Genomic DNA, 18,013 nt, shown 5'->3' with positions numbered 1-18,013 from the left:
AAATACTGACTATATTTAAATAAAGTTCATAAATAAGCAATTTAGAATGAGTGGTTTTATATCAAAAAGAGTGTTTTTTATATAAATAATGGGGCAGGGTGATCAAATTTACGATTCGATATTAGATTAAAAAAACGTCAGCTAGTTTTTTTTATGGAAAAACCTTTCCTTTAATCTTGACTTTAGTGAATTAAACAACAAAAATGCTTTCTTTAGTTTTATATGCGATTATTTGATCACCCTTCGAATAACCGTCATGTTTTGTAATAGACATTCTCTCTAGCCGAGAGATTGATTTTACTAAAGTATGTATATCCAGACATGCTTTATTAATGTTAAAAAAGCTTATACGGCTGAAAAACAGAAATTTTTCTATTGCAACGAAAACTAGACAATATGTGTGCTATAACAGTGCAGACAATTCAATGAATGAAACACTATTTGTGCCTTCCATAAATAGTGATAAAGAATTTAGGGTGAATCACGTTGGAACTTTTATCTGGTGGTGAAATGCTCGTTCGTGCTCTTGCGGACGAAGGCGTTGAACATGTTTTTGGTTATCCAGGCGGCGCTGTATTACATATTTATGATGCGCTATTTCAACAAGACAAAATCAATCATTACCTCGTACGTCATGAACAAGCTGCCGGTCATATGGCAGATGCTTACTCACGTGCTACAGGTAAGACTGGCGTAGTACTGGTCACTTCAGGACCTGGCGCAACCAATACAGTAACTCCAATTGCAACAGCTTATATGGACTCAATCCCAATGGTGATTTTGTCTGGCCAAGTTGCATCACATCTTATTGGTGAAGACGCTTTCCAAGAAACTGATATGGTGGGTATTTCACGTCCTATCGTGAAACACAGTTTCCAAGTTCGTCACGCAAGTGAAATTCCTGCAATTATCAAAAAAGCATTTTATATCGCATCAAGTGGTCGCCCTGGTCCAGTTGTAGTCGATATTCCTAAAGATGCGACTAATCCAGCAGAAAAATTTGCATACGAATATCCTGAAAAAGTGAAGATGCGTTCTTATCAACCACCTTCACGTGGTCACTCTGGTCAAATTCGTAAAGCGATTGATGAACTTTTAAGTGCAAAGCGCCCTATCATTTATACGGGTGGTGGTGTTGTTCAAGGTAATGCCTCAGCATTATTAACTGAACTCGCTCATTTATTAGGTTATCCAGTAACTAACACGCTTATGGGCCTTGGTGGCTTCCCGGGCGACGATCCACAGTTCGTGGGTATGTTAGGTATGCATGGTACTTATGAAGCAAATATGACAATGCATAATGCTGATGTCATTCTTGCGGTAGGTGCTCGTTTTGATGACCGAGTAACTAATAATCCTGCAAAATTCTGTTTAAATGCCAAAGTTATTCATATTGATATTGACCCGGCAAGCATTTCAAAAACAATTATGGCGCACATTCCAATTGTAGGGGCAGTTGAGCCTGTACTTCAGGAAATGTTGACCCAGTTGAAACAATTGAATGTGTCTAAGCCAAACCCTGAAGCGATTGCTGCATGGTGGGATCAAATTAATGAATGGCGTAAAGTTCATGGCTTGAAGTTTGAAACACCGACTGATGGCACAATGAAGCCTCAGCAAGTTGTTGAAGCTTTATATAAAGTAACGAATGGTGATGCCATCATTACTTCAGACGTTGGTCAGCATCAAATGTTTGGTGCGTTGTACTACAAGTACAAACGTCCACGTCAATGGATCAACTCTGGTGGTCTTGGCACCATGGGTGTTGGTTTACCTTATGCCATGGCTGCGAAGCTTGCTTTCCCAGATCAACAAGTTGTTTGTATTACGGGTGAAGCTTCAATTCAAATGTGTATTCAAGAGCTTTCAACTTGTAAGCAATACGGCATGAATGTGAAGATCTTATGCTTGAATAACCGTGCTTTAGGTATGGTTAAACAGTGGCAAGATATGAACTATGAAGGCCGTCACTCAAGCTCATATGTTGAATCATTGCCTGATTTTGGCAAGTTGATGGAAGCTTATGGCCATGTTGGTATTCAAATTGATCATGCTGATGAATTAGAGTCAAAGCTTGCTGAAGCAATGGCGATTAATGATAAATGTGTATTCATCAACGTTATGGTTGATCGCACAGAACATGTATATCCAATGTTGATCGCAGGTCAGTCCATGAAGGATATGTGGTTAGGTAAAGGGGAGCGTACATAATGAGACATATTATTTCTGTACTCGTTGAAAACGAAGCTGGTGCGCTTTCTCGTTTGGTGGGTTTATTCAGTCAACGTAACTACAACATTGAGACGTTGAATGTTGCCCCAACCGAAGATCCTACGTTATCACGTTTAACGTTAACCACTTATGGTGATGACCATAAAATTGAACAGATTACGAAACAACTCAACAAACTTGTTGAAGTTGTAAAAGTAGTAGATTTATCGGAAGGTTCACACATTGAACGTGAACTGATGTTGATTAAAGTAAAAGCGTTAGGTGCTTCACGTGCTGAAATTAAGCGTACAGCGGATATTTTCCGTGCGCAAATTGTAGACGTGACATCAACAACCTATACCATTCAAATAGCAGGGACAACTGAAAAATTAGATGGTTTTATTGATGCGCTTTCAGAAAACACCATTCTAGAAGTCGTTCGTTCAGGGGTATCTGGTATCGCCCGTGGCGAAAAAGTTTTAGCCATTTAATTTTTTAAAAAGTATTTTAGCGGAGAACACAAATGCAAATTTTTTACGACAAAGACTGTGACTTATCAATCATCCAAGGCAAGAAAGTAGCGATTATTGGTTACGGTTCTCAAGGTCATGCACATGCACTTAACCTTAAAGACTCAGGCGTAGACGTAACTGTAGGTTTACGTGCTGGTTCAGCTTCTTGGAAGAAAGCTGAAAATGCGGGTCTTAAAGTTGCTGAAGTTCCAGCAGCAGTTAAGCAAGCTGACCTCGTAATGATTTTGACTCCAGATGAATTCCAATCACAACTTTACCGTGACGTGATTGAGCCAAACATCAAAGAAGGCGCGACTTTAGCATTTGCTCATGGTTTCTCTGTTCTATATAACCAAGTTGTTCCACGTAAAGACTTAGATGTAATCATGGTTGCGCCTAAAGCTCCTGGTCACACAGTACGTTCAGAATTCCAACGTGGTTCAGGTGTTCCTGACTTAATCGCAATTCACCAAGACGCTTCTGGTAATGCGCGTAACGTTGCACTTTCTTATGCTTCTGGCGTAGGTGGTGGTCGTACAGGTATTATCGAAACTTCATTCCGTGAAGAAACTGAAACTGACTTATTCGGTGAGCAAGCAGTTCTTTGTGGTGGTGCAGTTGAACTTGTTAAAATGGGCTTCGAAACTTTAGTTGAAGCTGGTTATGCTCCTGAAATGGCTTACTTCGAGTGCTTACACGAACTTAAGTTAATCGTTGACTTGATGTTCGAAGGCGGTATCGCTGACATGAACTACTCAGTGTCTAACAACGCTGAATATGGTGAATACGTAACTGGCGTTGAAGTAATTAACGAACAATCTCGTGAAGCAATGCGTAATGCATTAAAACGTATTCAATCTGGCGAATACGCGAAGATGTTCATTCAAGAAGGTGCCTTGAACTACCCATCTATGACAGCTCGTCGTCGTCAAAATGCTGCACATGGTATTGAAGTAACTGGTAATAAGTTACGTGCGATGATGCCTTGGATTCAAGCAAACAAAATCGTAGATAAAGAGAAAAACTAAGTCTCTTTTCTAGTGTTTCTAAAAAACCCTGCTTAATGCAGGGTTTTTTATTTTAATTCAGCTAAAAACCAAGCTTAAAAAATCATCATTAAGGTCAGCTGAACTAGACTCAAGAAATCCTATATTTTTCATATAATTGGATGCTTAATTTTTGTTTAGTTTATTGATTTCTAAAGTAAAAAATACTTGACCAAATGTTAGATAATGTTATTGTTTATAACTGACTAAAAAAGTCAAATTTACTAATATTTCTTTAACGTGTTTAATTGTATTTTGTGCAATGAATTGAACAAAATAAAAAAAAGTATTGAATAATCATGGAAGTCCAGTATGGGTCATGTTGATTACGATAGCACATTGATCGTCGGCTCTTTTATTGCGGCTGGCGTTATTTGCTATATTGTGATTTCCATGGAGCAGTTAATATTTAAGCAAGCTTATAGGAAAGTTGAGCCTCTTATTTTAATACTGAATGGTTTATTGCTCGGAGCAGCCATTAGTATTGTCCATATTGTTGGTATGAATGCTTACCACATATTTGAAACTTCAGCCTCGAATGTTCCATTAATTACACTTTCTTATGGTATTAGTGCCTTACTTTCGTGTATCTCAATTTGGTTGACTTCTCGTTATACCTTACCTTTAGTGAGACTGATTTTAAGTTCAGTCATTATGGGAATTGGTATTTCCGCTTCGTACTATGTGAGTATGTTGGGTTGGAATATTGATCTTTATAAGAAAGATTACACCTCATTCCTAATTCTATTTTCTGTATTAATTGCCATGAGTGGCTCGGGCTTGGCTTTCTTACTAGCCTATAAGTTAAAAGAAAGTGACCGTAATCGCGTAAGTTTAAAACTAGCTTTTGCAGTCATGATGACTTTAAGCATTATGGGAATGCACTATACGGCACTTATTGCGACAAATATTACCGATAAATTTGTAAGCCAGTATCAGGCTGAACATGATTTGCTGCTGTTTACCATTATTTTAGTCACCTGTTTGGTGCTGGTCGCGAGTTTTATTGTTGCTGTACTGGAACAACGACTCAATCAGAGAAATTTGGAACTCCGAAAAGCCAATAAAGAACTCGCCAATCTTTCCATTCAAGACAATCTAACTAAGCTACCAAACAGACTATATTTAGTTGACTACGCCGAAGTTCTCCTTTCAGATCATCGTTATAAAGATCAAAAAATTGCTTTTCTTTATATAGACTTAGATCGTTTTAAATCGGTAAATGATGCATTTGGACATCATATTGGAGATCAACTCCTTATTCAGATGGCGAACCGTTTACATTGGCAGCTTAGTGAAAAATGCAAGTTGCTAAGAATTGGTGGTGATGAGTTTTTATTAATAGCTGAAAATACCGATACCGATGGAGCGGTGTATTTAGCTGAAAAAGTATTGCAGCTCATTCAAGAAAGTTATCAAATTTCCGGTAAAGAAATTAACATTTCAGCGAGTCTTGGTATCGCACTGTTTCCTGAACATGGGCAAAATGTTCAAGACTTACTTATGAATGCCGATGCAGCAATGCTGATGTCTAAAGAGCAAGGCCGCAACACTTATACCGTCTTTAGTTATTCTACTCATCAACAAGAAACAAGAAGTCAGTCAAAACTGATCAACGATTTATACAAAGCAGTCGACGAAAAGCAATTTGTTCTTTATTACCAGCCGAAGTTTAATACCAATCTTGAAATTTGCGGGGTAGAGGCACTCATTCGCTGGAACCATCCAACGTTAGGTATGCTTACACCACACATGTTTATTGGCGGTGCAGAAAAGACAGGTTTAATTATTCCAATGGGATATTGGGCGCTTGAACAAGCTTGCCAGCAAATTCAGGAATGGGAACGCAATAATACTCATTTTTATCCAGTTGCAGTCAATTTATCGGCCTTACAGTTTGAAAATAAAAAGCTCTTTAGTACCCTCGAAAGCCTGTTAAAAAAATACCAAATTAAGCCTCATCACCTTACTGTTGAAATTACCGAATCAACAGCAATGCGACATATCGACTTAAGCATTCGTGCTTGTGAGCGACTACGTGATATGGGTATTCGAGTGGCCATTGATGACTTTGGAACAGGGCATTCAAGCTTCTTATATTTAAAAGATTTACCAGTCGATAAGCTTAAAATTGACCGTGGTTTTATTGTCGATTTAAAACCGGGTTCAAAAGAAGAAGTCATTTTAGAAAGTATTATTCACTTGGCAAAAAAGTTAGGTTTAACCGTAACAGCCGAAGGGGTAGAAACTCAGCAGCAAGTCGAAATTTTAACGCGTTTAGGCTGTCAGCAGTTCCAAGGTTATTTGTTGGGTATGCCTGTAAATGTAGGGCAACTGATCCAGTCACAAGGCGCTCATTTTGTTTAATCTAGACATTCGCTTAAAATTAAAAAATACTTTTATATATAATATCTAAAATAATAATTTAGTTAATCTAATGAAAAACAATAAGAAATTTAAAATCTTGGCATAAATTCCACATTGACACTTCTAAACTCTCAGATTATCCTTTGCCTGCTGGCCTACATTGCCAGCCGGTTGTCGCAGACCGATTAGTAAAGGCATCAGATTATTCCCTCTGAGGAGTAGTCTTGTGTGTAAATCGTCCCTCGCTCGTTGCGGTAGGACGAGTGAGGGACACCTTCGGGTGTGCTGATTCTTTACTATCAGTCTGCGAACCCTTGCTCGTTCTGCCACCATAATTCTAAATTAATGCTTTGGCAGAACTCCAAATATAAGGAGTTGGCTATGCATACTATTTTTATACCACCAGATTAGTCTTTAACAAGGTTTGATTACTTTTGAGTTTTCAGACTTTAGTTCGTCACGACTAAAAAATCATATGAACAATAAAACTTGAGATGCGTTAGGGCCATCTTTGGGGCTTTTGCATGCTTTTTTTGCCTAAAGCAAAAGTTGCAGCCGCTTTCTCTCATTTAGACACAACAACAAATTAATTTATAACGGTACATATATGCCATATTCAGATCTCTCATTTCGCGCGTTAAGTGCGCTGCATAAGTCTCGCTATCTTTTTAGTCAACATGGTTTTCACAACGTCGGTGTCGATCGACTTGCGAGAGAGGCAGAGGTCCCGAAAGCCTCATTTTATAACTATTTCCACTCTAAACAGCGGCTGGTTGAAATGTGCCTAAACTTTCAAAAAGATTCCTTAAAAGAGCAAGTACACTCAATCATTTACATACAAAAAGATTTAGCCTTACGTGAAAAGCTCAAGAAGATTTTCTTTTTACATACCAATTTAAATGGCAACTATTACTTATTATTTAGAGCTATTTTTGAAATTGAAAAAATCTACCCGACAGCTTATCAAGTGGTGGTGCAGTATAGATATTGGCTCATTAATGAAATCTGTAATTTGCTTTTAACCCTAAAGAAAGAAGCCACCCAACAAGATGCTTATATGTTTTTGTTTGTAATCGATGGGGTGATTATGCAATTACTCGATGCAAACAGGGGAGATACGCGAGATATGTTACTGGTGTATATTTTAAAGAGTATTTTTATGAGTGATTAATTAAAATAAATAAGCTTACCTAACACTATATTTTTATTAAGGAATATTTAAAGGATTAAAGTTATATAAAGTTAAGGCCGTTATGTAGCAAGTACATATCGGCCTAATTTATATTGATTAAGAGAAGAAGCAAGTCTGCTTATATAAATAAACTAAATTATTAAGTTTATTTAAGCAGCTGCACATCTCAGAGTTGTTTCGAGTTCAATTAGTTTGTTTATATAAGACCATGTTTCTTCAGGGTTAATTTCTGGTTTATTAATGGTGGCATCAATAATAAGTCCATCTATAATATTAAGAAAAAGGCTACTTAGAACTTTTGGATCTTCAATTTCTAAATCTGAAAATATTTCAAAGACTACATTGTAAATCCAGTTTCGGTATTTATTAACTTGAACTTTAACAGATGGATACATTTGTAGTACTTCAATGGTCGCTTTTTTAAATAAGCATCCATTAAAATCTTCAGTATTAATCCAGTCGATATACCAATTAAAAACACTTTTAAGTTTATTTAATGGGTTGTTTACACTGTTAACTTTGTCTAATAAAGACGCCTGAACCTCTAAAATCCGTCGTTGAAGACATTCTTCAATTAAAATCTCTTTAGAAGAGAAGTACTTATAGAACGTCATTTTTGCAACATTGGATTCAGCAATAATTTTGTCAATACCAATAGAGGTATAACTTTTTTGATTAAAAAGGGTCATTGCTGTTGTTATAATCGTTTCTCTTTTTGACATTGGTTGCCCCGTCATAGATATTTTTTGATTAACTTTGCTATTGTAAAGTATGAAAGCTTAAATAAAACTTATTTTATGATATTTAAAAAATCATATTTATTCAATAGTTTGGTTTATTTTAAAAATTATGAATTTTTATATTTTATTGGCAATAGTTTACTTTTTTAAATAATATTAATTAATCCATTGATTTGTTGAGATAATGAACATAATATCGGATCGTTAAGTATGGGTATACGGAATTTATCCTTTTAGCAAATGAGTGCAAAATGGAAATAGAGGGATGACCCACAGCTTAACTATAAGAAAAACTTTTTATTGAGAATGATTATGTCAAAAAAATTTGAAGACTTTGATAATCCAAGACAAAAAGCATTACAAGGTATGAAAAACAGTATTTCTGCCCAACAGTGGGAAGAAAACTTACAATTTCTCAAACAGTTAAGGAATAGAATTGCACATTTACCAGTAAGTCATCATCCAGCCATTGAAATATTAAATAACGGTTATCTTGATAAACAAACCCTGACACGTATTCATTTAGAATATCGTCATGCCATCGTACAAATTTTTACTGATGCTTTATTACAGGCACAGTTTCTCACGAAGCAGTTGGAACCAAAGCTTCACTCTGGCGCTAAAATGTTTCCTAGGGTGTTATTAAGCTTAAATATATTGGATGAATTCGGTTTTAGACCGGGTTTAGGTAAAGATAATTATTATTTAGGGAACCCTGAATATGCACATTATCCTTTATATGAAGATTTATTAAATGATTATGGTTTGACTGAGGCAGACCGCCGTAATTATAAACCTTCTAAAATTTCAGATCAGGTAAGAACATTCTTAGAAGATTCTTATGATAGCTATATGAAAGTTGTGGCTTTATTGGCCGTAGCAGAAGAAGAAGTCATTCTTTTTAGCCCACCATTAAGACAAGCAACCAAGTTTGTAAATATTGATGTTGAGGGTGGGGGATATTATCACGTACATGGTGTTTCAACAGATGAAACGGCTGAAGCTGCTGATGATGACCATCAAGACGACTTGTGGTTTGCATTAGCACAAGCGATTACTCCAAGTGACTATGAAAGTTTAACCAAACTATGTCTTGATTATTGTGCATTGTGGACTGAATTTTGGGATGCCCAAATTGCCGATGTTCAATTTATTGAAGAAAAGAAATTGGCATAAGTTTCTAAGTTTATTCATAAAAAGCCTGTTTATATTGAACAGGCTTTTTTAATGGTGAATGCTATGAGTTCTTTAGGGCTTCACGAAAAATATTCCCGACATGAAAACACGGGCAGACAACTCAACAATCTCTAAACAGTACCTATAAATCTGCTACAATTACGCCAATTTTTATTTTGATCGACTTTAGATCTTTGGCACTGCAATCTCCGCAGTAGGTGTATTTCATGAGTTTTAAAGATGAGTTAGCGGCACAGGTCGCTCAACGACGCACATTTGCTATTATTTCCCACCCCGATGCCGGTAAAACCACCATGACAGAAAAACTGTTGTTATGGGGTAAAGCGATTCAGGTTGCAGGGATGGTAAAAAGCCGTAAATCTGACCGTGCAGCTACATCTGACTGGATGGAAATGGAAAAAGAACGTGGTATTTCGATCACCACGTCTGTTATGCAGTTCCCATATAAAGGTCACACGATTAACTTACTCGATACACCGGGGCACGAAGACTTTTCGGAAGATACTTATCGTACGCTTACCGCAGTTGACTCTGCACTCATGGTAATTGACGGTGCAAAAGGTGTCGAAGAGCGTACCATCAAATTGATGGAAGTGTGTCGTATGCGTGACACACCAATTATTTCTTTCGTCAACAAAATGGACCGCGAAATTCGAGAACCACTTGAGTTGTTAGACGAAATCGAAAACGTTTTAAACATTCGTTGTGTACCAATTACATGGCCACTTGGTATGGGTCGTGACTTTGCTGGTGTATACAATATTCTTGAAAATAAATTGTATGTGTACAAAGCAGGTTTTGGTTCAACGATTACAGATATTGAAGTGCGTGATGGTTATGACCATGCCGATATTCGTGAAAAAGTAGGTGAGTTAGCTTGGGCTTCATTTGAAGAGTCGCTTGAGCTTGTACAAATGGCAAATGAGCCATTAGACCGCGAACTTTTCTTACAAGGTAAACAAACACCTGTTCTATTTGGTACAGCATTAGGTAACTTTGGTGTTGACCACGTTCTAGATGCATTTATGCACTGGGCACCTGAACCTAAAGCTCACCCAACGCAAGAGCGTGTGGTTGAAGCGAAAGAAGAAGGTTTCTCTGGTTTTGTATTTAAAATCCAAGCCAACATGGACCCTAAACACCGTGACCGTATTGCGTTCATGCGTATTTGTTCAGGTAAATACGAGAAAGGCCTGAAAATGAACCACGTGCGTATTGGTAAAGAAGTCCGCATTAGTGATGCATTGACTTTCTTGGCTGGTGAGCGTGAGCATTTAGAAGAAGCATGGCCGGGCGATATTATTGGTTTACACAACCACGGTACTATCCAGATTGGTGATACTTTCACTAGTGGCGAAAACTTGCACTTCACTGGTATTCCACACTTCGCGCCAGAAATGTTCCGCCGTGTACGTTTGAAAGACCCATTAAAGTCAAAACAGTTGCAAAAAGGTTTGAAAGAGTTGTCTGAAGAAGGTGCAACTCAGGTGTTTATGCCGCAAATTAGCAATGATTTGATTGTGGGTGCAGTTGGTGTGCTTCAGTTCGACGTTGTTGCTTACCGCTTGAAAGAAGAATATAAAGTTGACTGTGTTTACGAGCCAGTAAGTGTAAATACTGTGCGTTGGATTCATTGTGATGACGACAAGATTCTTAATGAGTTCAAGAAAAAAGCACACGACCAGCTTTCAATTGATGGTGGCGGTCACTTAACGTATCTTGCTCCAAGCCGAGTGAACTTGCAGATTATGCAAGAGCGTTGGCCTGACATTCAGTTCCGTAACACTCGTGAACACTAATCATGTAAATATAACAAACAGCTTCGAATAGAAGCTGTTTTGTTTTGAAAAATAAGAAAGGATGATGAAATGAATTTGAGTAAAAAAGCAATTATTACGCTTGTAGTTACAGCCATAGCATTAATTTCTGCTATTTCTGTATTTGTCTGGAAGGGTACTCAGTCCTCATCATCCTCTCAAAAAAATGTAGCTTCTACTAAAGATCACTCTGCTGAGAAAGCAGAGGTACTACCTTATTTAAATTTGACCGAAACTAAAGCGAATTATGCAGTGCCTTTTTGTGAAAAGAAAAACTGTATTGATGTCGATATTCAAACGATAAAAACTCAAGATACTTGGTTAAATAGCTGGATTGAAAAAAATCAGGCGAAAGTCATTCAGACTCAAATTGATTTGAAAAAAGATTTGAGCTTGCAACAAGCAGTAAATGCTTACGTCAAAAAGTCTGATGAATGGCAAGATAAATATTCTAAAAACCGTGCCTATGAGTTACACATTCATACGCGCATTGCTTCACAGCGTAATCAGTATGTTTTATTGCAATTAGGGTTGGATAGTAAACAGGAAGAAGTCACGATAAAAGATCGTTATTATTTTTTCGTGGCTGACCGTAAGTTGCATAAAAGTTTAACTTTGCTTGATGTACTTCAAAAAGACCAACAAGCCACTGTGCATCAAATCGTGCAAACTGCTTATCAAGACTGGCTCAAAAAGCAAAGCGCTGATGTTAAAAAAGACGCCCCAAAAACCTTATATTGGGGACAAGCAGACTGGTTCTTTGATGGTGAAGGTGTAGGTTTGCATTATCAGGCAAATCAGATTACCAAAGATGCTCCTCAGCTCGATATTTATTTAACGACAGAGCAAACTAAAAAAATATTACAACCTGAGGTTTATGAACAAATGTTCTAAGTTGGTAGCAGAATTTGCAACCTACTTATAGATGCGCTAACTTCATATCAGTTATGCATAATCTTCTCAGAATAAAGGCAAAATATGATGTTAACTTCTAAGGCCTCGTTCCGTTTAACGCTACTTGCTTCTGCATTATTTTTAGTGGCATGTCAGCCTAAAAGTGATCCTAAAGAATCGGAAGATCAGCAAAAACCCGCCGTGGTTGAGCAAAAGCCTGTAGAGCTGACTTTAAAAGGGGAAACAGTTCCTAGCAAGGTGATTTTGCCAGACTGTAGTGGTAAAACTTGCCCAGACTTTAGAGTAGAGCGCCTGCAAAGTAACTATCCTTTCATTGATAAGATTATTGACCAACAAGTTTTAAAAGCACTTGGTCAGATTCTTGAAATTGCGAAGCCAGATCAAAAAGCAGAAAAAACTGATAAAAATACAGAGGCCTCTGCGGTTGCTGCTGCTAACCAACAAGATAGTTTTGATGTTGAAGTTCAGCGCTATGCAAATTCATTTGTTGGCTTAGACAACGAATTAAAAGCGCTAAGTAATAATCATCAAATTAACCTTTTAGTGAAACCTAAAATTATACAGTCACAAGGTAAAGTGGTAACCGTTGTCGTTAATAGCAGTAGCTATTTAGGTGGTGCACATGGTTCGGCAGCACAGCAATATTATAATTTTGATTTAAAAGAACAAAAGCACATCAAGCTTGAAGACTTATTACGCCCGCAGAAAAAAGCGGCTTTAGAAAAGTTAGCCCATGAAGTATTTAAAGTTTGGGTGACCGACTCAAAGCTTGCCAATAGTGTGAGTGAATATGAACAAGCTTGGCCATTTAAACTTACAGAGAACTTCTTGTTAGGTGATCAGGGTTTGATTCTTCAATATGGTGAGTACGAAATTGGGCCTTACGTGGTTGGGTTGCCTCGTTTAGTCATTCCATATGACCAATTGCAAGATGTGTTGAAAGAAGAATATTTGCCACAGCCTAAAGCCAAACCAGCTTCGGCTCCCGTTGCAAAAAGTACTAGCTAATGCATTTGTTTGATACCCATACTCATTTTGATGTTGCCGATTTTGATGAAGATCGGCAACAGTTAGCCCTTGAGGCTAAGAAAGTGGGTGTAGATGCTTTGGTGTTAATTGGCTTTTTGCAGTCACGCTTTGATGAATTATTGCAAACCCATCACCAGCTTAAGCAGTGGGATAATGTGCCGACTTCTTATTTAGCACCGGGGTTGCATCCATTTTATATCGAGCAGCATAGGCCAGAGCATCTTTCTCATCTTGAACAAATTTTACAGCAAGAAGAGTGTGTAGCCGTAGGTGAAATTGGCTTAGATACTTTCTTGAAAGAACATAAGCAGCCCGATATATATGCTAAGCAAAAGCAGTATTTTGCTGACCAGTTAGAAATGGCAACGCAATACCAAAAACCAGTGCTGCTTCATATTCGAAAAGCACATGGCGATGTGCTTGCATTATTAAAAGCGCATAAGTTTAAACTCGGTGGAATTGCACATGCCTTTAGTGGTGGTGTAGAAGAGGCAAAAGGGCTAATTAAACTCGGTTTTAAAATTGGTGTAACGGGACAAGTGACTAACCCAAATGCGAAAAAGCTTCATACCGTTGTGCAAGCTATAGGTGCCGAGCATTTGGTAATAGAAACGGACTGCCCGGATATGACACCACTTTGCTGTCAAACCTCTGCTGAGCAGCGTACTCGCAATACTCCTGTAAACTTACCGTTTGTACTCAAAAGTTTGGCCGAAAATTTAAATATGGCTGAGTCAGATTTAGCCGAAAAACTGTGGAAAAACTCTTTATCTGCTTTGAAATTATCGTAATAAAAATCAAAGATTAAAAATATTAACTAAAACAAAACACAGCGATTAGAAAAGAAGCTTAAAGTAAGAAAACAACATGTAAAAACGTGAAAAATAACATTGCCAGACATGGGAGGATAACCCAATGGCTAAGTATAGCAATATCAATAGTTTTAATGCTCTACAGACGCTAACAGTAGGTTCCAGCAATTATCAGATTTTTAGCTTAAGCCAAGCCGAGAAAAAGCTAGGTGAGATTGCCAAACTGCCGAAATCATTAAAAGTACTGTTGGAAAACTTATTAAGGTTTGAAGATCAGCATAGCGTTAAAACCGAACACATTCATGCTTTAGCAGAGTGGTTAAAAACCCGTAGTTCAGATCAAGAAATTCAGTACCGACCTGCACGGGTTTTAATGCAGGATTTTACTGGTGTTCCGGCTGTGGTTGACTTGGCTGCCATGCGAGCAGCAATGGCACAAGCGGGTGGAGACCCTGAAAAAATTAATCCGTTATCACCTGTAGACTTAGTCATTGACCACTCTGTGATGGTTGACCATTTTGCCGATGATCAGGCTTTTGAAGAAAACGTTCAAATTGAAATGCAACGTAATGGTGAGCGATATCAATTTTTGCGTTGGGGACAATCTGCATTTAATAACTTTAGTGTCGTGCCTCCGGGTACAGGTATTTGTCATCAGGTCAATTTAGAATATTTAGCTCAAGCAGTATGGCTCGGTGAAGATAACGGCCAAACTTTTGCTTTCCCTGACACCTTGGTCGGTACAGACTCGCATACCACGATGATTAATGGTTTAGGTGTATTGGGTTGGGGCGTTGGTGGTATTGAAGCAGAAGCTGCCATGCTAGGCCAACCTATTTCTATGCTTATTCCTGAGGTGATTGGTTTTAAACTCACAGGTAAATTACAAGAAGGGATTACAGCGACCGACTTGGTGCTCACTATTACTCAAATGCTTCGCCAAAAAGGTGTGGTGGGTAAATTTGTAGAATTTTATGGAGACGGTTTAGCCGACTTACCACTTGCTGACCGCGCAACTATTGCCAATATGGCACCTGAATATGGTGCGACTTGTGGTTTCTTCCCAATCGATGAAGTGACTTTGGGCTATTTGAAATTAACTGGTCGTCAAAGTGACCGTATTGAATTGGTTGAAGCGTACAGCAAAGCGCAAGGCTTATGGCGTAATGCTGGCGATGAACCAGTTTTCACCGATACGTTAAGTTTAGATATGAGTACGGTTCAGGCAAGTCTAGCTGGTCCAAAACGCCCACAAGACCGTGTATTGTTGTCAGAAGTGCCTAAAACATTTAATGCCTTAATGGAGTTAAATCTAAAGCCTGTAAAAGAAGCTAAAGAGCGTTTGGAAAATGAAGGCGGTGGTGGTACGGCTGTAGAAGCGACCAAAGCCAATATTCAGCATGAAAGCCCGTCTTGTGTAATTGATGGAGAAAAGTATCCTTTAAATCATGGCGATGTCGTTATTTCAGCAATTACTTCATGTACCAATACTTCTAATCCAAGTGTCATGCTGGCAGCAGGTCTACTTGCTAAAAAAGCCATTGAAAAAGGCTTGCAGCGTAAACCATGGGTAAAAAGCTCACTTGCACCCGGCTCTAAAGTTGTGACGGACTATTTGTTGGCTGCTGGGCTTACGCCATATTTAGATGAGTTGGGCTATAACTTGGTGGGTTATGGTTGTACAACGTGTATTGGTAACTCAGGTCCTCTACCTGAACCTATTGAAGATGCAATTCAGTGTCATGATTTAAACGTAGCGTCTGTACTTTCTGGTAACCGTAACTTTGAAGGGCGTGTACACCCATTAGTTAAAACAAACTGGCTTGCTTCGCCACCTTTGGTAGTTGCTTACGGTTTAGTTGGTAATATTCGTACCGACTTAACGACGCAACCCATCGGGGAAGGTAAAGATGGACAACCTGTTTACTTAAAAGATATCTGGCCAAGCCAAGCAGAAATTGATGAAGTGCTGCAAAAAGTAAATACTGACATGTTCCACAAAGAATATGCTGCAGTATTTGATGGTGATGAAAGCTGGCAATCGATTCAGATTCCAAAAAGTAAAACTTACGAATGGGCTGATGACTCGACTTATATTCGCCATCCGCCGTTCTTTGAAGGGATTGGTGAACCGCCAAAACCGATTAAAAATATTGAACAGGCACGTATTTTGGCAGTGCTAGGTGATTCGGTAACAACTGACCATATTTCGCCAGCAGGTAATATCAAAAAAGACAGTCCGGCAGGCCGATATTTACAAGAGCAAGGTGTTGAGCCAAAAGACTTCAACTCTTATGGTTCGCGACGTGGTAATCATGAAGTCATGATGCGAGGTACCTTTGCCAACATTCGTATTAAAAACGAAATGCTCGGCGGTGAAGAAGGCGGTAATACTATTCATGTACCAAGTGGTGAGAAGCTTGCCATTTATGATGCAGCAATGCGTTATCAACAAGAGAATACGCCGCTTGTGATTATTGCTGGTAAAGAATATGGAACGGGTTCTTCACGTGACTGGGCTGCCAAAGGAACGAACTTGTTAGGTGTAAAAGCCGTGATTGCCGAAAGTTTTGAGCGTATTCACCGTTCAAACTTGGTGGGTATGGGGGTGTTGCCACTCCAGTTTGTTGATGGACAAACTAGACAGTCCCTCAACTTAACTGGTCATGAGGTCATCTCAATCCGTAGTTTATCGGATGGTATTCAGCCTCATCAAATTCTTGAAGTTGATGTGAAAGGGCCAAATGGAGTAGCCAGCCATTTTAATGTGTTATGTCGAATTGATACGTTAAATGAGGTGGAGTACTTTAAGGCTGGTGGTATTTTGCATTATGTACTGCGGAATTTGATTGCTGGTTAATGTTGTCTTGAGATTAATACCAATCAATATTTTTATTGGTTGGTATTGGAAGAATTATCACGACGGGGTCCTCCCGTAAAAAATTCTAATAGCAGTAGCTCATAACCCTACTTTTGTTTCGGCAAAAGTAGGCAAAACCATTGCCATTCACAGAACCTGTTCAATATTAATTAGTATCTTACGTTTTGCAAAAACAGTATCTTGTCGATGCTCGACAGGCTGTGAATGGCTTTGGCACCAATCAGATAGCTGGCTAGTGCCAAGTAGCAATTTGGTTTTGAAAAGCAGTAAAATACTCCCCGTGTTTTATATCCCCTCAAAGAGTAGCAATGACCGATCTCCAACAAGATGAATATGACCGCCGTTTTGCAGGTGTAGCCAAAATTTATGGTGATTCATCGTTCCAGCACTATGAAAAAAGTCATGTGATGGTGATTGGTATTGGTGGTGTTGGTAGTTGGGCGGTAGAAGCTTTAGCGCGTACAGGTATTGGCGAGATCACGCTGGTAGATATGGACGTGGTTGCAGCATCAAATGTGAACCGTCAGCTACCGGCAATGACATCAACTTTGGGCTGTGAAAAAGTTGAAATTATGGCGGAGCGTTGTCGTCAAATTAACCCGCGTATTAAAGTTAATATTATTGATGATTTCTTAACACCTGAAAATGTCACAGAGCTTTTAAACCCTGTACCAGACATTGTGTTGGACTGCATCGATGACGTTAAAGCAAAACTCGCTTTAATGCTGCATTGTCGTTTTAATAAAATACCTTTGATTGTGTCGGGCGGAGCGGGTGGTAAGCTTGATCCACTTAAAATTCGTGTGGCTGATTTATCAAAAACAGAACAAGACCCAATGTTAGCTAAGCTACGTAGTCAACTTCGTGCTCGTGGCATCTGCAAAAAGCCAAAAGAGAAATTTGGTATTACTTGTGTTTATTCTATCGACAACCCATTTTCTAGTGCAGACGTCTGCCCATCAGCTGGCCTCCGCTGTGGTGGTTATGGTTCCGCAGTAGTGGTGACTTCAAGTTTTGCCATGATTGCTGTGGCTGAAGTTTTGAAAAAGCTTGATTTAAAGAAAGCCTAATTTAAATATTGAAAAGGCATGCGCTTATATGAGTGCATGCCTTTTATTTTTGAGAAAAGCTATTTAATCATATAGCTCTATAGTGTCGTGTTTGGGCTGTGTTGGAAGCTGCTGATCGTAAAATTTAAAACACCATAAAAGTAGAACAACGACAGTAAAGATGGTGAAACCTTTAAAATACTTCATGAATAATTCAATCAAGTGAGTGGTCTTGATAAAATTCT

Annotated in this window: 14 protein-coding genes; 12 read left to right on the top strand and 2 right to left on the bottom strand. The window is 38.5% G+C overall.

What is annotated here, in order from left to right:
* Positions 1 to 486 precede the first annotated feature (486 nt).
* The 5 genes from F985_RS05600 to F985_RS05580 all read left to right on the top strand — a co-directional run bounded on the left by F985_RS05600 (position 487) and on the right by F985_RS05580 (position 7,307).
* Positions 487 to 2,211 (top strand): acetolactate synthase 3 large subunit, encoded by a 1,725-nt coding sequence (locus F985_RS05600; protein ID WP_004698721.1) that lies wholly within the window; start codon positions 487 to 489, stop codon positions 2,209 to 2,211.
* Positions 2,211 to 2,702: an acetolactate synthase small subunit gene (ilvN, locus tag F985_RS05595; protein ID WP_004698718.1), complete on the top strand. Its 492-nt coding sequence runs from the start codon at positions 2,211 to 2,213 to the stop codon at positions 2,700 to 2,702. The genes F985_RS05600 and ilvN overlap by 1 nt, the downstream gene beginning before the upstream one ends.
* A gap of 32 nt (positions 2,703 to 2,734) precedes the next feature.
* Positions 2,735 to 3,751, top strand: coding sequence for a ketol-acid reductoisomerase (gene ilvC / locus F985_RS05590; RefSeq protein ID WP_004698717.1), 1,017 nt, complete (start codon positions 2,735 to 2,737; stop codon positions 3,749 to 3,751).
* Between the two features lie 330 nt (positions 3,752 to 4,081).
* Positions 4,082 to 6,136, top strand: a complete 2,055-nt coding sequence (locus F985_RS05585; RefSeq protein WP_004698714.1) for a bifunctional diguanylate cyclase/phosphodiesterase — start codon at positions 4,082 to 4,084, stop codon at positions 6,134 to 6,136.
* A gap of 607 nt (positions 6,137 to 6,743) precedes the next feature.
* Positions 6,744 to 7,307, top strand: a complete 564-nt coding sequence (locus F985_RS05580) for a TetR/AcrR family transcriptional regulator (RefSeq protein ID WP_004698713.1) — start codon at positions 6,744 to 6,746, stop codon at positions 7,305 to 7,307.
* Positions 7,308 to 7,477: 170 nt separating this feature from the next.
* Here the strand turns inward: F985_RS05580 and F985_RS05575 are convergent, their stop codons facing one another.
* On the bottom strand, positions 7,478 to 8,050 hold the full coding sequence (locus tag F985_RS05575; protein ID WP_025469055.1) for a TetR/AcrR family transcriptional regulator: 573 nt from the start codon (positions 8,048 to 8,050) through the stop codon (positions 7,478 to 7,480).
* A 330-nt stretch (positions 8,051 to 8,380) separates the two neighbouring features.
* On the opposite strand from F985_RS05575, the gene F985_RS05570 reads away from it, so the two are divergent.
* The 7 genes from F985_RS05570 (at position 8,381) to F985_RS05540 (ending at position 17,789) form a co-directional block, all read left to right on the top strand.
* A complete protein-coding gene (locus tag F985_RS05570; RefSeq protein WP_004698707.1) occupies positions 8,381 to 9,244 on the top strand; it encodes a heme oxygenase-like domain-containing protein in 864 nt (287 codons plus the stop codon).
* A 227-nt stretch (positions 9,245 to 9,471) separates the two neighbouring features.
* Complete coding sequence (locus F985_RS05565) at positions 9,472 to 11,064, top strand: peptide chain release factor 3 (RefSeq protein ID WP_004698705.1); 1,593 nt, start codon at positions 9,472 to 9,474, stop codon at positions 11,062 to 11,064.
* A gap of 69 nt (positions 11,065 to 11,133) precedes the next feature.
* Positions 11,134 to 11,976 (top strand): hypothetical protein, encoded by an 843-nt coding sequence (locus tag F985_RS05560; RefSeq protein ID WP_004698703.1) that lies wholly within the window; start codon positions 11,134 to 11,136, stop codon positions 11,974 to 11,976.
* Between the two features lie 87 nt (positions 11,977 to 12,063).
* Positions 12,064 to 13,005, top strand: coding sequence for an RsiV family protein (locus F985_RS05555; RefSeq protein WP_025469054.1), 942 nt, complete (start codon positions 12,064 to 12,066; stop codon positions 13,003 to 13,005).
* Entirely contained in the window at positions 13,005 to 13,817 is an 813-nt protein-coding gene (locus F985_RS05550; protein ID WP_004698697.1) for a TatD family hydrolase, read from the top strand. The genes F985_RS05555 and F985_RS05550 overlap by 1 nt, the downstream gene beginning before the upstream one ends.
* Positions 13,818 to 13,941: 124 nt before the next feature.
* Positions 13,942 to 16,698, top strand: a complete 2,757-nt coding sequence (acnA, locus tag F985_RS05545) for an aconitate hydratase AcnA (RefSeq protein ID WP_004698696.1) — start codon at positions 13,942 to 13,944, stop codon at positions 16,696 to 16,698.
* A 329-nt stretch (positions 16,699 to 17,027) separates the two neighbouring features.
* A complete protein-coding gene (locus F985_RS05540) occupies positions 17,028 to 17,789 on the top strand; it encodes a tRNA threonylcarbamoyladenosine dehydratase (RefSeq protein WP_004698695.1) in 762 nt (253 codons plus the stop codon).
* 77 nt (positions 17,790 to 17,866) lie between these two features.
* Here the strand turns inward: F985_RS05540 and F985_RS26295 are convergent, their stop codons facing one another.
* Positions 17,867 to 17,938, bottom strand: a complete 72-nt coding sequence (locus tag F985_RS26295; protein ID WP_223848716.1) for a hypothetical protein — start codon at positions 17,936 to 17,938, stop codon at positions 17,867 to 17,869.
* Positions 17,939 to 18,013: the final 75 nt, after the last annotated feature.

Source organism: Acinetobacter seifertii, assembly GCF_000368065.1.
In the GTDB taxonomy this organism is placed as follows: Bacteria; Pseudomonadota; Gammaproteobacteria; order Pseudomonadales; family Moraxellaceae; genus Acinetobacter; species Acinetobacter seifertii.
Note: the sequence above shows the minus strand (reverse complement) of the source record. Positions and strands in the feature narration are given on the sequence as shown.